General features: G+C 66.9%; 15 protein-coding genes. 7 read left to right on the forward strand and 8 right to left on the reverse strand.

Features of this window, described 5'->3' with window-relative positions; genetic code table 11:
* Positions 1 to 3: 3 nt before the first annotated feature.
* From CUJ89_RS04505 to CUJ89_RS04515, 3 genes are all read left to right on the forward strand, one after another.
* Positions 4 to 1,020, forward strand: a complete 1,017-nt coding sequence (locus CUJ89_RS04505; protein WP_236654921.1) for an MraY family glycosyltransferase — start codon at positions 4 to 6, stop codon at positions 1,018 to 1,020.
* Between the two features lie 12 nt (positions 1,021 to 1,032).
* On the forward strand, positions 1,033 to 2,913 hold the full coding sequence (locus tag CUJ89_RS04510) for a polysaccharide biosynthesis protein (protein ID WP_114176308.1): 1,881 nt from the start codon (positions 1,033 to 1,035) through the stop codon (positions 2,911 to 2,913).
* A gap of 351 nt (positions 2,914 to 3,264) precedes the next feature.
* Positions 3,265 to 5,634 (forward strand): protease pro-enzyme activation domain-containing protein, encoded by a 2,370-nt coding sequence (locus CUJ89_RS04515; protein WP_114176309.1) that lies wholly within the window; start codon positions 3,265 to 3,267, stop codon positions 5,632 to 5,634.
* A 51-nt stretch (positions 5,635 to 5,685) separates the two neighbouring features.
* On the opposite strand, the gene CUJ89_RS04520 is transcribed toward CUJ89_RS04515, so the two are convergent.
* Genes CUJ89_RS04520 through CUJ89_RS04540 form a run of 5 tightly spaced genes read right to left on the reverse strand, consistent with a single transcriptional unit; the run spans position 5,686 to position 11,116 of the window.
* A complete protein-coding gene (locus tag CUJ89_RS04520) occupies positions 5,686 to 6,792 on the reverse strand; it encodes an MraY family glycosyltransferase (protein ID WP_114176310.1) in 1,107 nt (368 codons plus the stop codon).
* Positions 6,793 to 6,819: 27 nt separating this feature from the next.
* Complete coding sequence (gene galE, locus CUJ89_RS04525; RefSeq protein ID WP_114176311.1) at positions 6,820 to 7,842, reverse strand: UDP-glucose 4-epimerase GalE; 1,023 nt, start codon at positions 7,840 to 7,842, stop codon at positions 6,820 to 6,822.
* 15 nt (positions 7,843 to 7,857) lie between these two features.
* Entirely contained in the window at positions 7,858 to 8,994 is a 1,137-nt protein-coding gene (locus CUJ89_RS04530) for a glycosyltransferase family 4 protein (RefSeq protein ID WP_114176312.1), read from the reverse strand.
* 44 nt (positions 8,995 to 9,038) lie between these two features.
* The gene (locus CUJ89_RS04535) at positions 9,039 to 9,863 is read right to left on the reverse strand and encodes a glycosyltransferase (protein WP_114176313.1); all 825 of its coding nucleotides are present in this window, start codon (positions 9,861 to 9,863) and stop codon (positions 9,039 to 9,041) included.
* The gene (locus CUJ89_RS04540) at positions 9,860 to 11,116 is read right to left on the reverse strand and encodes a lipopolysaccharide biosynthesis protein (RefSeq protein WP_114176314.1); all 1,257 of its coding nucleotides are present in this window, start codon (positions 11,114 to 11,116) and stop codon (positions 9,860 to 9,862) included. Before CUJ89_RS04540 ends, CUJ89_RS04535 begins: the two co-directional genes overlap by 4 nt.
* Before the next feature lie 248 nt (positions 11,117 to 11,364).
* On the opposite strand from CUJ89_RS04540, the gene CUJ89_RS04550 reads away from it, so the two are divergent.
* The 4 genes from CUJ89_RS04550 to waaA all read left to right on the forward strand — a co-directional run bounded on the left by CUJ89_RS04550 (position 11,365) and on the right by waaA (position 16,240).
* Positions 11,365 to 12,759: a phosphomannomutase/phosphoglucomutase gene (locus CUJ89_RS04550; protein ID WP_114176316.1), complete on the forward strand. Its 1,395-nt coding sequence runs from the start codon at positions 11,365 to 11,367 to the stop codon at positions 12,757 to 12,759.
* Between the two features lie 173 nt (positions 12,760 to 12,932).
* The gene (waaC, locus tag CUJ89_RS04555) at positions 12,933 to 13,928 is read left to right on the forward strand and encodes a lipopolysaccharide heptosyltransferase I (protein ID WP_114176317.1); all 996 of its coding nucleotides are present in this window, start codon (positions 12,933 to 12,935) and stop codon (positions 13,926 to 13,928) included.
* 25 nt (positions 13,929 to 13,953) lie between these two features.
* Positions 13,954 to 14,838, forward strand: coding sequence for a Kdo hydroxylase family protein (locus CUJ89_RS04560; RefSeq protein WP_114176318.1), 885 nt, complete (start codon positions 13,954 to 13,956; stop codon positions 14,836 to 14,838).
* Positions 14,839 to 14,875: 37 nt separating this feature from the next.
* Entirely contained in the window at positions 14,876 to 16,240 is a 1,365-nt protein-coding gene (gene waaA, locus CUJ89_RS04565; RefSeq protein ID WP_114176319.1) for a lipid IV(A) 3-deoxy-D-manno-octulosonic acid transferase, read from the forward strand.
* A 51-nt stretch (positions 16,241 to 16,291) separates the two neighbouring features.
* Here waaA and ureG read toward each other — a convergent pair whose 3' ends face one another.
* Genes ureG through ureE form a run of 3 tightly spaced genes read right to left on the reverse strand, consistent with a single transcriptional unit; the run spans position 16,292 to position 18,242 of the window.
* Positions 16,292 to 16,939, reverse strand: a complete 648-nt coding sequence (ureG, locus tag CUJ89_RS04570; protein ID WP_011351182.1) for an urease accessory protein UreG — start codon at positions 16,937 to 16,939, stop codon at positions 16,292 to 16,294.
* Positions 16,940 to 16,957: 18 nt separating this feature from the next.
* Positions 16,958 to 17,638 (reverse strand): urease accessory protein UreF, encoded by a 681-nt coding sequence (locus CUJ89_RS04575; protein ID WP_114176320.1) that lies wholly within the window; start codon positions 17,636 to 17,638, stop codon positions 16,958 to 16,960.
* On the reverse strand, positions 17,625 to 18,242 hold the full coding sequence (ureE, locus tag CUJ89_RS04580) for an urease accessory protein UreE (protein ID WP_114176321.1): 618 nt from the start codon (positions 18,240 to 18,242) through the stop codon (positions 17,625 to 17,627). The genes CUJ89_RS04575 and ureE overlap by 14 nt, the downstream gene beginning before the upstream one ends.
* Between the last annotated feature and the right edge of the window lie 20 nt (positions 18,243 to 18,262).

Below are 18,262 nucleotides of genomic sequence, written 5' to 3' on the forward strand. Positions count from 1 at the left end.
GACATGCTTTTCCCGATCTCCACATGGCCTGCTGCGGTCGTGGTGGCGCTGGTCGCCGCCATCGCATCGACGGCCATCCTGCGCGTGCTGCTCGCGACCGGCCTCGCATGGCGCCTCGCCACCGACATTCCGAACGACCGTTCGCTCCATACGCTGCCGACACCGCGCGTCGGCGGATGGGGCATCGTGCCGGTGAGCATCGTTGTGCTCCTGGCGCTGGCGCCGCGACTGTGGCTGATCGCCATCGCCGCCGCGGGGCTGGCCGCGATGTCCCAGATCGACGACCGCCGCGGGCTGCCGGCCCGCGTGCGGTTCTCGGCGCACTTGGCGGCAGTCGTCGCGCTGATCGTCGTCTTTCCGGCCGAAGCACCCTGGTGGTTGCTCGCTGGCGTGGGCTTCGCGATGGTCTGGCTGACGAACCTGTACAACTTCATGGATGGCGCCGACGGCCTCGCGGGCGGCATGGCGCTGTTCGGTTTCGGCGGGTACGCGGTCGCGGCGCTCACCGGCGCATCTGCGTCGCCCGATCTGGTCGTGGCCGGCGCAGCGGTCGCCGGCGCGGCGTTGGGCTTCCTGCTGCTCAACTTTCATCCGGCCAGGCTGTTCCTTGGCGACGCCGGCTCAATTCCGCTGGGATTTCTGGCCGGTGCGCTCGGTTACTGGGGCTGGCGCACCGGTGCCTGGCCGATCTGGTTCCCGGCGCTGGTATTCGCCCCCTTTATTGCAGATGCATCTGTAACACTTTTGAGACGTCTGTTACGCGGCGAAAAGTTCTGGCAAGCGCACCGGGAGCACTATTATCAAAGGATGGTCCGATCGGGCATAGGTCACGGTCGGACCGCTCTTTATTGGTACCTCATCATGCTCGCCGGCATAATCGTCGCCGTGTGGGCAAAGGGCCGCCCGCAACTGCAGCAATGGCTGTCGTTCTTCGCGTGGTACGGCGTCCTGGCATGGTTCGGATGGTTGATCGACATGCGTTGGCGCCGGTTTCAATCGGCTACCGAAAACAATTCGTGAGGTTTCCCGCCGATGTTGCGATCCAAGGCATCTTGGCTGTCACTGAGTGCTTTCCTGTTCGACCTGACGGCGGTTGTTGCCGCGTGGTTGTTCGCTTATCTCGTTCGTTTCAATGGCAGCGTTCCGCATGATTTCCTGAGCGGCGCGCTGATGGCACTGACATGGGTGCTGCCTGTCTACGCGCTGATGTTCCTCGGGTTCGGCCTGTATCGCGGGCTGTGGGTGTTCGCGAGCCTGCCCGACCTGATGCGCATCGCGAAGGCGGTGGTCGGCGGCGGCGTGGTCGTGATGATCGGCGCCGTGATGTTCCAGCCCGCGCCGATCATTCCGCGCTCGGTGCTGCTCGTGTCGCCGCTGATGCTGTTCCTGGCGATGGGCGGCGCACGCGCACTGTATCGCGCGACGAAGGAGTACTACCTGTACGGCGGTCTCGTCGGGAAAGGCAAGCCGGTGCTGGTGCTCGGTGCCGGCACGGCCGGCGCGAGTCTCGCGCGCGAACTGTCGCGCTCCGGTGAATGGCGCCTCGTCGGCCTGCTCGACGACGACGTCACGAAGCAGGGGCGCGAGATCTACGGCTACAAGGTGCTGGGTTCGTTCAACGACCTGAAGCACTGGACCGACGCGATGAAGGTCGAATACGCGATCATCGCGATTCCGTCGGCGTCGGTCGAGATGCAGCGTCGCGTCGCGACACTGTGCGTGCGCGCCGGCGTGAAGGCGATGGTGCTGCCTTCGTTGACCGCACTGATGCCGGGGCAGGGCTTCCTGTCGCAGGTGCGGAACATCGATCTCGAGGATTTGCTCGGCCGCGACGCCGTGACAATCGACACGCCGCACGTCGAGGCGCTGCTGCGCGGCCGCGTCGTGATGGTGACGGGCGCGGGCGGCTCGATCGGCTCCGAGCTGTGCCGGCAGATCCTGCGCTTCGCGCCGGCGCAGCTCGTCGCGTTCGACCTGTCCGAATACGCGATGTACCGGCTGACCGAGGAGTTGCGCGAGCGCTTCCCCGACTTGCCTGTCTTGCCGATCATCGGCGACGCGAAGGATTCGCTGCTGCTCGACCAGGTGATGTCGCGCCATGCGCCGCACATCGTGTTCCATGCGGCCGCTTACAAGCACGTGCCGCTGATGGAGGAGCACAACGCGTGGCAGGCGCTGCGCAACAACGTGCTCGGCACGTATCGCGTGGCCCGCGCGGCGATCCGCCACGATGTGCGTCACTTCGTGCTGATCTCGACCGACAAGGCCGTCAATCCGACCAATGTGATGGGGGCGAGCAAGCGCCTTGCCGAAATGGCCTGCCAGGCGTTGCAGCAGACGAGTGGGCGCACGCAGTTCGAGACCGTACGCTTCGGCAATGTGCTCGGCAGCGCGGGCAGCGTGATCCCGAAGTTCCAGCAGCAGATCGCGAAGGGCGGCCCGGTGACGGTCACACACCCGGAGATCACGCGTTTCTTCATGACGATCCCGGAAGCGTCGCAGCTCGTGCTGCAGGCGTCGAGCATGGGGCATGGCGGCGAGATCTTCATTCTCGACATGGGCGAGCCGGTGAAGATCGTCGATCTCGCGGGCGACCTGATCCGCCTGTACGGTTTCTCGGAAGACCAGATCCGCATCGAGTTCACCGGGCTGCGGCCGGGCGAGAAGCTTTACGAGGAGCTGCTGGCGGACGACGAGGCGACGACACGCACGCCGCATCCGAAACTGCGGATCGCGCGCGCGCGGGAAGTGCCGGACAACCTTCTTGACGAACTGCTGCCATGGCTGATGCAGCACCGCGTGCTGGGCGACGACGAGGTGCGGCGCGATTTGCGGCGCTGGGTGCCGGAATATCAGACGGCCGTGGCGCCGGTGCTGCAGAGTGTGCCGAAGCGGGCCGTTGCCAGCGAGTGATCGGGCCGGCGGTTGGTCGCGCGGAGATAACAAGCGATCGCGGAATCCATGCCGTTCAGTAGCGTACTGAACGGCATTTTTATTGATGGGATCGCCGCGAATAAAGTCAGGTTGGCGCGTGATGAATGCCGAGTGCGATGCTTTCGGTTTTACAACTTGTGAAGCTCGATGCGACATCTATCGGGTATGACTGGAAGCATGCATTGCGCTGAACGGGGGCATGGCTTGATACGTCCGCGTCATTTGACTGCCGGTCGATTTCTGCATATGTTTTCCTAAAGGTGGTCGGGCGATTTCCGTAAAGAACAAAGTGAAAAACTGAATAAGAAATCTACGGTCGATACCAATCCGATGAAAGCGGAGCATTTTGCAAGGGGAATGAGCGCGGTATTCATCGTGCTCGTGCTTGCAGGCTGCGGCGGCGACGACGACGCGAGTCCGACTGCGGCCACTGTGCAGGCCGGCAAACTGTCGGCGCTGCGAGCCGCCGGCAACGTGGTGAGTGCGGCGCCGATGAGTGCGACGGCGCCGGTCCATGTTGTGCTCGTGCTCAAGCTGAATGACGAAGCCGCGTTGAACCGCTTTCTGCAGCAAACGCGAACGCCCGGCAGTGCCAGCTTCGGGGCCGTGCTGAGCTCCGCGCAGATTGCCGGGCGATACGTGCCCACCGCCGGGCAGGTCGCCACCGTGAAGGCCTATTTGGGAAGTAAGGGCTTCACGAACGTCAAGGTGGCCGGCAACAACATGATCGTCGAAGCCGATGCCCCGGCCAGCGTGATATCCGGCGTGTTCCAGACGACACTGGTACCGGTCGCGATGGCGGACGGCAGCAGTGCGCATATCAACACCACTCCGGAGACGGTGCCGGATGCGATCAGCGGGGTCGTTCGAGGGGTTCTGGGGCTGGATACCGCGACTCGCCTGCATCCGCATTTCGTGCGCGCTTCCGTTGCCGGCAGTGCGCCGACCGCAAACGCGTCGCCGACGACCGCCGCCGTCACGGTGGGCCACAATCCGACGGACTTTCCAGGCATCTATTCCGTCGGCAGCGCTCCGACGGCAGGCAATACCATGGTGGGCATCATTGCCGAAGGAGACGTGACGCAGCCCGTCATCGACCTGACGACGTTCGAAAGCAACAACCAGTTGCCCGCCGTACCCGTTTCGGTGATCCATGCCGGCACGCCGAGCGCGGACACGAGCGGAGACACCGAATGGTCGCTCGATAGCCAGACCGTCGTCGGGATGTCCGGCGGCGTCAAGCAGCTCAATTTCTACGTTGCGCCGTCCTTCGCGTGGAGCGATATGGCGCTCGCGATCAATCGCGCCGTGACCGACAACACCGCCCGGGTCATCAACATGTCGATCGGCGGATGCGAGAACTGGGCCCCGACGGCATCGATCGATGTACTGTTCGAACTTGCAGTCGCGCAGGGGCAGACCTTTTCGGTCAGCTCGGGGGATTCGGGCAGCGTCGCGTACGGTTGCACCGGCACGTCGGTGCAATACCCGGCCAGCTCGCCCTATGTCGTATCCGTAGGCGGCACCACCCTCTATACGAACGGGAACGGAAGCTACGCCGGCGAGACGGCCTGGGACTCCGGTGGTGGCGGCATCAGCGGCTTCGAACCGATTCCGTCATGGCAGTCGAACGTACCTGCGCTCAAGGGGCGAGCGTTCCGGGGCCTGCCGGACCTTGCGTTCGACGCCGACCCCAACAGTGGCGAACTGGTCGTCGTGGGCGGACAACTCGAGACGGTGGGCGGCACAAGCCTGTCCGCGCCGCTGTTTACCGCGACCTGGGCGCGCCTGCTGTCCGGCAGTTGCGCAACGAACCTCGGGTTCGCGGCGCCCACGATATACAGCTTTCAATCAACGACCGGGGCCATCTTTCGCGATATCACCAACGGCAGCAACGGCGCATACAGCGCGGGTTCGGGATGGGACTTCGTGACTGGCTGGGGCACGCCGAACGTCAGCGTGCTGCATTCCGCGATATGCGTTCCGACGTCTCCGATCCACGGCGGCGTTATCAATGAAGGTACGACGCTCAAGTCGGGGCAAATACTGTACTCGGCGTCCGGAAGCCATGAGCTGGTCATGCAGGATGACGGCAACCTCGTGCTTTACAACACGACCAATGGTGCCGCGGTGTGGAATTCCGGGACGCACGGAAACGCCGGAGCGTATGCCGTCTTCCAGACCGATGGCAACTTCGTGGTCTACAGCGCGAGTGGCAAGGCGCTGTGGTTCTCGTCAACCAACAGCACGTCTTATGGGCAATACCTTGCCGTACAAGACGACGGCAACATGGTGATCTACGAATCACAGGTGCCGGTATTTTTCACAGCGACCACTACCACGGGTTATGTGAATTCGTCGAGTGGCCCGGCCCTTTGGTATGGCGGCGTCACCATCAGCAATGGCCAAAGCTTTACTTCAGGCAACGGCGCAAACGTGCTGGTCATGCAGGGCGACGGCAATCTGGTGCTGCTTCGCCAGGGCGTTCCGCAGTGGAATTCCGGTACGTCCGGTCATGCGGGCGCCTATGCCACGATGCAAACGGACGGCAATCTGGTCGTCTACAGTTCGACGCACACGCCGCTCTGGTATTCCAACACCAGCGGGAATCCGGGCGCAGTCACCTACGTTCAGGACGACGGTAACGTGGTGATCTATACGCAAGTGCCGCACTGGAGCACCAATACTACGGGAAGCTAAGGTTCCGTTCGTTGCGTGAGCGGGCTTTGAGTTCGATTGGCGACAGCCCGCTCAATGCCCACGCCGCTCCTTCCTCACCACCATCCACCTCGGCACCCTGAACCGCACGATGCTGAGGTACAGCCACACATAGGTCAGTGCAAACAGCACCACAAACACGAACAGGTGCACCGTGTGTCGCCAGAACAGCGTCGCGGGTATCACCGCGACGAGGCACAGCAGCCACAGGTACGGCGACGTCAGCGAATTGCGCCGCGTCAGGTCATGTGCATGCTTCGTCCCCACAGCCCAGCGCATCAGCCGCTTGTACACGAGCATGTGCAGGTGCACACCGTCCGGAATGCCGGGCGACATCCCGCGGATGAACTTCTTTCGGTAGATCGAGAAGCAGGTCTCGAAGATCGGATACATGAACAGCAGCACCGGGTACCACGCGGACACCTCGCGGTTGCGCATCACCAGCAGGATCGCGAGCTCCGCGAGCATGAAGCCGATGAAATACGCGCCGCCGTCGCCGAGGAAGATCAGCCCGGCCGGGAAATTCCACAGGAAGAAGCCGAGCACGGCCCCCATCATGATGATCGACGCGGACATCACGACCGGGTCGTTCACGTGAAACGCGACATACGCGAGCGACGCGAACATCATGAAGCTGACCATCGACGCGAGCCCGTTGAAGCCGTCGATGATGTTGATCGCATTCGCCAGCGCCGCAACCGCGAGCACCGTGATGAACGCAGAGATGGCGACATACCCGAGCAGGAAATCGAGCGGCGGCACGCTGATGCGCTTGACCGCGATCCCCATCAGCCAGAACGCGAGCGCGGCCGCACCCATCGTGCAGAGCAGCCGCGCGCGCGGCGACACGCGCTTGGTCAGGTCCTCGACGAGGCCGGACAGGAACGCCGGCAGCCCGCAGGCGGCGATGCCCAGAATGCTGCCGGCGATCGTCGGATAGCGCCGGGACAGGATCAGCGCGGCAATGACGACCCCGGCGAGGATCCCGATGCCCCCGACCCGCGGCACGGGCCGCACGTGGAATTTCTGCACGCCGGCCAGGTCGCTGTCGATCGAGAATTTCTCGTGAAGGTGCGCGTAGCGCACGATGAACAGCGTGACGAGCAGGGAGGCAATGAAGCCGGACGCGAAGCTGAGCATGGGATCGCTCGAAAAATGGACAGCGGATTATACAAAACCGCGCGGGTTCCCCTCCTGCCATCGCCAGTGGTCGGCACACATTTCCTCAATGCCGAGCGTCGCGCGCCAGCCGATGATGTCGGCCGCGGCCTGCGGGTTCGCGTAGCACTCGGCGATGTCGCCCGGGCGGCGCGCGACGAGTTCGTACGGCACCGGGCGGCCCGACGCCTTCTCGAATGCGCGCACGACTTCCAGCACGCTGTAGCCTTGGCCCGTGCCGAGATTCACGACGAAGCTCGCGTCGCGCTTGGCCAGCGCGTCGAGCGCGGCGATGTGCCCCTTCGCGAGATCGACGACATGGATGTAGTCACGCACGCCAGTGCCGTCCGGCGTCGGGTAGTCGGAGCCGAACACGCGCAGCTTCTCCAGCTTGCCGACCGCGACCTGCGCGACATACGGCATCAGGTTGTTCGGAATGCCGGCCGGATCCTCGCCGATCAGCCCGCTCGCGTGCGCGCCGACCGGGTTGAAGTAGCGCAGCGTCGCGATCCGCCACGACGGTTCGGACACCTCGAGATCGCGCAGGATCTGCTCGGCGATCAGCTTCGACTGGCCGTACGGGTTCGTCGCGGACAGCGGGAACGATTCGTCGATCGGCGAGCGCTCGGGCACGCCGTACACGGTCGCGGACGAGCTGAACACGAACTGCCGGACGTTGCGCTCGCGCATGACCTTGAGCACGGCGAGCAGGCCGCCGATGTTGTTCTGGTAGTACTCGAGCGGCTTCGCGACCGATTCGCCGACGGCCTTGAGCGCCGCGAAATGAATCGTGCCGGTGATCGGGTGCGCGTCGAACACCTTCGCGAGCGCAGCTTCGTCGCACACGTCGACCTGGTGGAACGCGGGTTTCCTGCCCGTGATCTGCTCGATGCGCCGCAGGGACTCGGCCTTGCTGTTGACGAGGTTGTCGACGATCACGACATCGTAGCCGTTGTCGAGCAGCTCGACGGCGGTGTGCGAGCCGATATAGCCAGCTCCGCCGGTGACGAGGATGGTGCCTTTAGCGGTCATTGCAGATGCGCTCCTTCAGAGGGTGATACCGGTCAACGAATGAATGGTCTGACGATAACGTTCGACGACCTGCTGCTCGTCGAATTCCGCCGTGACCTTCTGCCGGCCGCGCGCGCCCATCGCGTCGCGTCCGGCCGTTCCGAGTTCGATCATGCGGAGCAGTTGCTCCGCGAGGCTCGCGCTGTCGCGCACGCGGCACAGGAAGCCCGTTTCGCCGTCGGCGGCGACGTCGCGGCAGCCCGGCACGTCGGTCGCGACGATCGGGCGGCCCATCGCCGATGCTTCCATCAGCGTGCGCGGCACGCCTTCGCGGTACGACGGCAGCACGACGCAGTCGGCGGCCGCGATATGCGGGCGCACGTCGTGCGCTTCGCCGAGATACTCGACGATGCCTTCGCCGACCCACGCGTCGACATCCGCGCGACCGATCGCGCTCGGATTGTCCACGCCGAGCGGCCCGAGCAGCTGGAAGCGCGCGTTCGGGAAGCGGGCACGCACGATGCGCGCGGCCTCCACGTATTCGCGCACGCCCTTGTCCCACAGCAGCCGGCCGATCAGGATGAAGACGGGCGCGTCGCCGGCGGGCAGCGGCACGGGCGCGAACTGTTCGAGATCGACGCCTTCGCCGTGCAGCAGCCGCGCGCGGTCGGGATGCGCGAGCAACTGCTCGTCGGTGAAGGTCGCGAGATCGTCGCGGTTCAGGAACCAGACTTCACGCGGGAAGCGGAACGCGAACCGGTACAGGCGCTTCGCGACGCTTGCCGCGCGGCTCTTCTGGATGAATACGTAGCCGAGCCCGGTCGTGACCGCGATCGACGGCACGCGCGCGAGCCACGCGGCGACCGAGCCGTAGATGTTCGGCTTGATCGTGTAATGGAACACGAGCTCGGGCTTCAGCGCGCGGTAGTGGCGCACCAGCGCGGTGAGCGTGCCGAGATCCTCGCGCGGGCTCGTGCCTTTCGAAGCAACCGCGAGCGCCACGTAGCGGCAGCCCATCTGCTCGAGCAGCGGCACCGTGCGGTCGTGCGGCGCGATCACGATGACCTCGGCGCCGCGCGAGACGAGCGCACGGATCAGCCCGTGGCGGTACGTGTAGATCGCCCAGGCCGTGTTGCAGACGAGCGCGATGCGCAGCGGGGAGGTGGCGGCCATGAAAAAAAAAGAAAAAATAAAGCGTCGAAAATGCCGAATATGCGTCAGGAGGACGGCCGCGCGGCGAACAGCGTCTGCTTGATCCGCTGCAGCGTACGGTACGGCGTCACGAAATGCAGCAGGTTCTTGGCGAGGCCGGCCCAGTCGTACGGGTTCAGCGCGTTGAAGTGGCTCAGCAGCAGCGTGAGCGTCGAAACGAGCTGGCGCCGGCGCTTCGTCGCGCTGATCCCGCCCTCGTTGAGCTCGTAATAGAGGCCGAGCTCGGGCAGGTTCGCGCAATCGTAGCGTTGCATTAACCGTAAAAAAAGATCGAGATCCTCGGCCGCGCGGTATTTCGCGCGATAGTTGCCGACCTCGCGCACGGCGTCGATGCGCAGCATCACCGACGGATGCACGAGCGGCGAGCGCAGGAAGCGCGTGCGGCGCAGCGTGCGCGGATCGGCGGGCGGCGTCAGCATGAAGCGCGGCTCGCCGGCGCGCGACACGACCTGTGTCCACATGCCGACGCAGGCCACGCGCGGGTGGGCGCCGAGATACGCGCGCTCTTTCGCGAGGCGCTGCGGCGCGGCGAGATCGCCCGCGTCGATGCGCGCTGCATAGCGGAAGCCGCGCGCCGCGAGCGCGTCGATGCCGGCCGCGAGCGCGCGCTCGATGCCGCCGTTCTGCGGCATGCGCAGCACCTCGATCGCGAGGCCGGGCAGGTCGGGCGCGACGATCGGCGGCGCGCTGCCGTCGTCGACGATCAGCACGTGCACGGGCGCGTCCTCGCGAAACGAGGAGAGGGTCCGGACGACGTCGTCGTGCCCGTTGTAGGCCGGCATCAGCACGGCCACGTCGTCGAGCGGGGGCGGGCAATCAGGGGGCGTCATGGTCGCAGCTTGAAACAGATGTAATAAAAATTCACGGCGGCGGCGGCCAGGTAGCCGGCCGCCAGCCCGACGAGCGCGCCGTACAGGCCGAGCCGCGGGATTGCGAACAGGTTGACCAGCGCGGCGATCGCGAGCGCGAGCAGCCATTTCGACAGCAACACGAATTTTGCTTGATATTTGAGAACGATAAGATTGCCTATCGCCTCGATGCCGGCCGGCACGGACAGCCAGACGGCCCAGCGGAAGATGTCGACCGATGCCTCGTAGCCGCGGCCGAACACCTTGCCGACGATCAGCGGGGCGGCCGCGTCGAGCACGAGCGCGCCGGCCGTCATCAGGCAGGCCGTCATCGCGATCAGCCGGACGATGTTGCGGCGCAGCCGCGCGACGTCCTGCACGCGGTAGACGAATGCGGGCGCGATCGTCTGCGCAAGCATCAGCGCGAGCGTGATCCAGTTCTCGTTGAGCTGCTGCGCGGCCGAGTAGCGGCCGAGATCGGCGAACGACACGTGGCGCTCGAGCATCAGGCGGTCGAGCTTCAGGAACAGGTACATGCAGATGAGGCCGAGCCAGAATACGGTGCCGGCCGTCGCAAAGTGCCTGAACAGCGGCTTGTCGAAGGTCCAGCCGAGCGTGCCGCCGTTGCGATGCCGGTAGTACAGCAGCAGCGCGAAGCCGATCGCGGCGGCCTCGAGCGCCCACAGCCACGCGAAGCGCGCGGGGCCGGCGGCTGCGCGGACCAGCAGCCAGACCAGCAGCGCCTTCGCCAGCGCGGTGATCATGCTGGTGACGAGCTGCGGCTTGCTGTAGGTCATGCTCTGCAGCCACGCGTTGATCACGCCGACGAACGGCTCGCGGAACACCATCGTGACCGCCAGGCCCGCGAGCATCGCGCCGACCAGCGGATCGAAGGCACCCGCGGCGATCGCGATCCAGGTCGCGACGAGCGCGGCGACCGACACGGCGATGCGCAGCGCGAACGCGCTGCCGAGCACCGCGCCAAGCTGGGCGGGCGGGCGCTGGACGATGGTCGGGACGAGGATTTCCGCGCCGCACACCCAGGTGAGCGGCGCCAGTACCAGGAGAAGCGTATTCGCATACTGCCATTTGCCGAACACGTCCGGCCCGAAATAACGGGCCAGAAGACCGCTGATCGCGATCGCGACGCCGATCTGCGTGAGCCGTTCGAGCCCCAGCCAGACGAGGTTCGCGACGGCTTTCGCGACATCCGGGTTGGCGAAGCGTTTCAGCATGCTGCAGCGCGGCTGCGCGCGCGCGAAATGGCCGGCAGGACGGCCGAAGGCGGCGGGTTGGCGGCGGCGGGACGGCTAGGCATTAAAATGGGCGACATGCGCGTCATCAAAACCCGCGATTATAAGTGGGATCGGGATCGCTCCCGCGGCCATCCTGCCCTTTGTCCCGCAGGGCCCGCGTGTATCATGCGCGGCACCGGCGAGAGGCGGCCAGACAATTTTCCATGCACGCAACCGAGAGAGAATCGATGATCTCCCAATCCATTTTCAAGGCATATGACATTCGCGGTGTGGTCGGCAAGACGCTCGACGTCGATACGGCGCGCGGGATCGGCCGGGCATTCGGCAGCGAAGTGCGCGCGCAGGGCGGCGATGCAGTCGTCGTCGCGCGCGACGGTCGCCTGTCCGGGCCGGACCTGGTCGGCGCACTCGCCGACGGCCTGCGTGCGGCGGGCGTCGACGTCGTCGACGTCGGCATGGTGCCCACGCCGGTCGGCTATTTCGCGGCGAGCGTGCCGCTTGCGCTGAAGGGCGGCGAGCGCCGCGTCGATTCGTGCATCGTCGTCACGGGCAGCCACAACCCGCCCGACTACAACGGCTTCAAGATGGTGCTGCGCGGCGCCGCGATCTACGGCGAGCAGATCCAGGCGCTGTACCGCCGCATCGTCGACGAGCGCTTCGAGACGGGCAGCGGCACCTATGAGCAGTTCGACGTCGCCGATCAGTACATCGCGCGCATCGTCGGCGACGTGAAGCTCGCACGGCCGCTGAAGCTCGTCGTTGATGGCGGCAACGGCGTCGCGGGCCCGCTCGCGACGCGCCTGTTCAAGGCGCTCGGCTGCGAGCTCGTCGAGCGCTTCACCGACATCGACGGCACGTTCCCGAACCACCACCCCGATCCCGCGCACCCGGAAAACCTGCAGGACGTGATCCAGGCGCTGAAGGACACCGATGCCGAGCTCGGCTTCGCGTTCGACGGCGACGGCGACCGCCTCGGCGTCGTCACGAAGGACGGCCAGATCATCTATCCGGACCGCCAGCTGATGCTGTTCGCGGAAGAAGTGCTGTCGCGCAACCCGGGCGCGCAGATCATCTACGACGTGAAGTGCACGCGCAACCTCGCACAGTGGGTGAAGGCGAAGGGCGGCGAGCCGCTGATGTGGAAGACGGGCCACTCGCTCGTGAAGGCGAAGCTGCGCGAGACGGGCGCGCCGCTCGCCGGTGAAATGAGCGGCCACGTGTTCTTCAAGGATCGCTGGTACGGCTTCGACGACGGCCTCTACACGGGCGCGCGCCTGCTCGAGATCCTCACGAAGACGGCCGATCCGAGCGCGCTGCTGAACGGGCTGCCGGACGCGATGAGCACGCCCGAGCTGCAGCTGAAGCTCGAAGAGGGCGAGAATTTCCGCCTCATCGACAAGCTGCAGAAGGAAGCGAAGTTCGACGGCGCGGACGAGGTCGTGACGATCGACGGCCTGCGCGTCGAGTACCCGGACGGCTTCGGCCTCGCGCGTTCGTCGAACACGACGCCGGTCGTCGTGCTGCGTTTCGAAGCCGAGACGCAGGAAGGGCTCAAGCGCATCCAGGAGGATTTCCGCCGTGTGCTGACGGCCGCGAAGCCGGACGTCAAGCTGCCGTTCTGAGCCCGGGCGGCCCTCGGGCCGCTGCCGGCGCGACGGTCGGTCGACCTGTCGCATCCATCCCGAAAAGCGGCGTACGCGTCATGCGTGCGCCGCTTTTTGTCTGTCTGACTCCCCGGGCGCGATAAAATCGCTCCTTTCTGCCTGTCGCCGGCCGCCTGCTGGCGTTTTTCAGCGTGCAAAAGATCCTGATCGTGCGCGTGTCGTCGCTGGGCGACGTCGTGCACAACATGCCTGTGATCGCCGATATCCGGCGTCGCCACCCCGATGCGCAGATCGACTGGCTCGTCGAGGAAAGCTTCGTCGACCTCGTGCGGCTCGTCGACGGCGTGCGCGACGTGCTGCCGTTCTCGCTGCGCCGCTGGCGCAAGAAGCCGTTCGCGGGGGCCACGCGGCGCGAGATCCGCGCATTCCGCAAGCGCCTCGCGGCCGAGCGGTACGACCTCGTGGTCGACTGCCAGGGTCTCATCAAGACGGCCTGGGTCGCGAGCTGGGCGCACGGCCCGCTCGTCGGGCTCGGCAACCGTACCGACGGCGCCGGCTACGAATGGCCCGTGCGCTTCTTCTACCGCAAGCGCGTGCCGATCGCGCCGCGCACGCACGTGGTCGAGCGCTCGCGGCAACTCGTCGCGGCCGCGCTGGGCGACCCGGCGCCGACACCGGCCGATCCGGTCGACTTCGGCTTCGACACGCGCGCGGCGGCGCTCGCGGTGGCCGCGCTCGGCCTGAACCTGCCGGTGCCGTACGTGATGTTCGTCCATGCGACGTCGCGTGCCGACAAGCAGTGGCCGGACGCCGCGTGGATCGAGCTCGGCCAGGCGCTGGTGCGGCGCGGTGCGTCGCTCGTGCTGCCGTGGGGCAACGACGCGGAGCGCGCGACCAGCGAGCGGCTTGCGAAGGAGTTCGGCGCGGCCGCGATCGTGCCGCCGAAGCTGTCGCTGCCGGCCGTGGTCGGGTTGATCGACGGCGCGGCCGCGACGGTCGGGGTTGATACAGGTCTGGTTCATATCGCGGCCGCGCTGAAGCGTCCGACGGTCGAACTGTACAATTTCGCGACGGCCTGGCGGACCGGCTGCTACTGGTCGCCGAACGTCGTCAATCTCGGCACGGCGGGGCAGCCCCCGTCGATCGCGCAGGTGAAGTCGGCGCTCGCGGGCTTCGGTCTCCTGTAACGCCTGTCATGTACGCGAACCGATCATGAGCGAATCCCAGATCATCGAAGTCCCGTCCGCCGACTGGAGCGGACACAACCTGTCGGCGCCGCGCGAGCAGTTGCTGGCCGCGGTCGAGGAAGGCAAGGTGCTGTACTTCCCGCACCTGCGCTTCGCGATCGAAGGCGGCGAGGAAGCGCTGCTCGATCCGGCGCTCGCCGATCCGAAACGCAAGAACATCAGCCTCGCGCCGAATGGCGGCGCGCTCGCCGGCGTGCTCGGCGACAGCGTCACGCAGTCGGCCGTGCGCGCGCTGGTCGCGCGCTTCCAGCAGCAGGCCGGCACGCTCGTCGACGGCCTCTTTCCCGAATACCGCGGCAAGCTGCGCGTCGCGCCGACGAGCCTGCGGCTGATGCAGGTCGAGACGCGCCAGACGTCGTGGCGCAAGGACGACAGCCGGCTGCACGTCGACGCGTTCCCGTCGCGGCCGAACTACGGCGAGCGGATCCTGCGCGTGTTCACGAATGTGAACCCGGCCGGCGTGCCGCGCGTGTGGCGCGTCGGCGAGCCGTTCGAGGACGTCGCGAAGCGCTTCCTGCCGGCCATCAAGCCGCAGTTGCCGGGCGCCGCATGGCTGCTGAACCTGCTGCACGTGACGAAGTCGCCGCGCAGCGCATACGACCACCTGATGCTGAACCTGCACGACAGCATGAAGGCCGATCTCGACTACCAGAAGACGAGCCCGCAGCAGACGATGCCGTTTCCGCCGGGCTGCGTGTGGATATGTTTCTCGGACCAGACTTCGCATGCTGTGATGTCCGGCCAGTTCATGCTCGAGCAGACGTTCTTCCTGCCGGTCGACGCGATGGTCCGCCGCGAATGCGCGCCGCTCGGCATTCTCGAACGCCTGAAGGGCAGGGCGCTGGTTTGAGCGCGCACTTCATCCGGCACAACGCGGGGGTACGGGCATGCTGAGGGCGATCTATCGCGCACTGTGGTGGCTCGTCGCGCCCGTCGCGGTCATCCGGCTCTACGTGCGCTCGCGCAAGGAGCGCGGCTATCGCGAGCACATCGGCGAACGCTTCGGCCACGTGGCGGGCCGCTCGCGCGACGACCGTGCGCCGCTGATCTGGGTCCATGCGGTATCGGTCGGCGAGACGCGCGCCGCGCAGCCGCTGATCGATGCGCTGATGCACGCGCGTCCCGACGCGCGCATCCTGCTCACGCACATGACGCCGAGCGGCCGCGCGACCGGCGAACAGATCTTCGGCGATCGCGTGCTGCGCTGCTACCTGCCGTACGACATGCCGGGCGCGGTGCGGCGCTTCCTGCGCGCATGGCGGCCGACGCTCGGTCTCGTCATGGAAACCGAGGTGTGGCCGACGCTGATCGACGAATGCAAGCGCGCGGACCTGCCGCTCGTGCTGACCAATGCGCGGATGTCCGCGCGCTCGTTCCGGCGCGCGGCGAAGTTCGGCGCGGCGACGCGCGACGTGTTCGGCGGTTTCTCGCGGGTGCTCGCGCAGAGCCCGGCCGATGCGGAGCGGCTGACGTCGCTCGGCGCGCGCAACGTGACCGTGCTCGGCAACCTGAAGTTCGACATGACGACGCCGCCGGAACTCGCGGCGCGCGGCCATGCGTGGCGCGATGCGATCGGCACGCGGCCCGTGTGGGTCGCCGCCAGCACGCGCGAGAACGAGGAGGCGCTGGTGCTGCAGGCGTTCGCGGCGATGCGCACGCCCGGCGCGCTGCTGGTGCTCGTGCCGCGTCATCCGCAGCGTTTCGCCGAGGTCGAGGCGCTGGTCGAGCGCAGCGGGCTCAAGGGCGTCCGACGCTCGGTGTGGGCGGCCGACACGGCCGCGCTCGCGGCCGGCCGACCGGCCGCCGAACCGCTGCCGGGCGACGTGACGGTGCTGCTCGGCGATTCGATGGGCGAACTCGGCGCGTATTACGCGGCCGCCGACATCGCGTTCATCGGTGGCAGCCTGCTGCCGCTCGGCGGCCAGAACCTGATCGAAGCGTGCGCGGTCGGCGTGCCGGTGCTGCTCGGGCCGCACGTATTCAACTTCACGCAGGCGACCGCCGACGCGGTCGCGGCCGGCGCGGCGATGCAGGTCGAGGATCCGCTCGATCTCGCACACGTGCTCGACGCGCTGTTCGCCGACAAGGCGCGGCGCATCGCGATGGGCGCGGCCGGCGCGGCATTCGCGTCGCGTCACCGCGGCGCGACCGCGCGCACGGTCGACGTGCTCGCGGCGCTGCTGCCGCCCGCCGAACGCGGCGAGCGCGCGATGCACGACGCGCAGGACGCCTCCGACGCCTCCGACGAATAGGCGGCGCAAGGCCGCCCGGGCAGGCGTGGCGGCTGCGTGCCGCCGCGCTGCTCAGACCGTCAGCAAGCCCTTTTTCTCGATGAACGCGATCACGTCCGCGACGCCTTCGAGCGCTTTCAGGTTCGTCATCACGTAAGGCCGCTCGCCGCGCATCTTCTTCGTGTCGGACGCCATCACGTCGAGGTTCGCGCCGACCAGCGGCGCGAGATCGGTCTTGTTGATCACGAGCAGGTCGGACTTCGTGATGCCGGGGCCGCCCTTGCGCGGAATCTTCTCGCCGCCCGCGACGTCGATCACGTAGATCGTCAGATCCGACAGCTCGGGGCTGAAGGTCGCCGCGAGATTGTCGCCACCCGATTCGATGAACACGATGTCGGCGTCGGGAAAGCGCGACAGCATCCGGTCGACGGCCTCGAGATTGATCGACGCATCCTCGCGGATCGCCGTGTGCGGGCAGCCGCCCGTCTCGACGCCCATGATGCGCTCCTCGGGCAGCGCGCCCGCAACCGTCAGCAGCCGCTGGTCTTCCTTCGTATAGATGTCGTTGGTGATCGCGACGAGGTCGTAGCGGTCGCGCATCGCCTTGCACAGCATTTCGAGCAGCGTGGTCTTGCCGGAGCCGACGGGGCCGCCGATGCCGACGCGCAGCGGCGGCAGTTTCTTCGTGCGGCGGGCGGAGGAGGGAGCAGGTGCGTTCATGGCGTATGGCGTCGTGGTTCAGGAGCGAAACAACCGCGAGTACTGGGTTTCGTGCCGCGCGGACAGGATGCCGAGCTGCGGCGCGAACGTGTTGACGGCGTCGGGCGGCGTCGCGAGCGCGCGGCGGACGGCCGCGTCGATCGCGCCGCGCAGCGCGACGATAATGCGTTGCCCGGCGAGCTGGCCGAGCGGCACGGCCTTCAGCGCGGCGGACGTCTGGTTCTCGACCCAGCCGAATGCGTAGGCGGCGAGCGTCGCGTCGGCACTGGCGTCGTGCGCGGCGGCTGCGTAGGCGAACGCGGTCGGCAGCGCGACCGGCGACATCGACGCGAGCGTCGCGCGGCGCGCGGTGTCGCCCCATTCGAGCGACGCGCAGAGCTGCGCGAGCGACCAGCCCATCTGTTCGGTCTCGCGGCGCAGTTCCGCCGATTCGCGGCTCGCCACATACCACACGTTCTCGGCGGCGAGCGCGTGCGTGTCGTGCACATGCCAGCGCGCGAGCTGGTGTGCGAGGAACGGCAGCTCGCCGTGCGCGAGCACGTCGGTCAGGCCGCTCGCGATCCAGTCGCGCGCGGAATCGGCGTCGCGGATCAGGTTCGCATCGAGCGCGGCCTCGAGGCCCTGCGAATAGCTGTACGCGCCGATCGGCAGCGCCGGCGACGCGAGGTGCAGCAGCGCGACGAGTTCAGTGGTGGTCATGGCCGTGGCCGTGCGTGCATCCGGGACCATGCTGATGATCGTGATCGTGATCGTGATCGTGATCGTGATCGTGATTGTGCGAGTGCCCGTGGTGTTCGCCGAACACCTGTTGCGCGAGCGCGTAGTCCTCGGCGAACGTCGCGTCGTGCCCGTGCTTGTGGCCGCCGCCGTATGCGCCGGATTCGGGCTGGAACGGTGCGCGTGTCTCCTCGACCTGCGTGCCGAGCCGGCGCAGCATGTCCGCGAGCACGGGATCGGCTTCGAGCTTCAGGTAGCCGTCGCCGATCTCGACCGGTGTGTGACGGTTGCCGAGGTGGTACGCGGCGCGCATCAGCGTGAGCGGATCGGCCGCGCGCACGAGCAGCACGGTCTCGGGCGCCGCGGCGATGCGCACGAGCGCGCCGTCGTCGGCGACGAGCACGTCGCCGTCGCGCAGCACGGTGCCGCGCGGCAGCAGGACCGCGACGTCTTCGCCGGTGTCGAGCGTCGCCGCGAGGCGGCTCTTGCAGCGGGCGTCATAGGCGAGCGTGAGCGTCGGCGCGCGCGCGACGAGCGACGCGGCGAGTTTCACGTTCGGGGCAATGCGTTTGTCGAGGGTGCGCATGGAACGGGAATGAGGCGGTA

It is taken from the genome of Burkholderia pyrrocinia, from assembly GCF_003330765.1.
In the GTDB taxonomy this organism is placed as follows: domain Bacteria; phylum Pseudomonadota; class Gammaproteobacteria; order Burkholderiales; family Burkholderiaceae; genus Burkholderia; species Burkholderia pyrrocinia_B.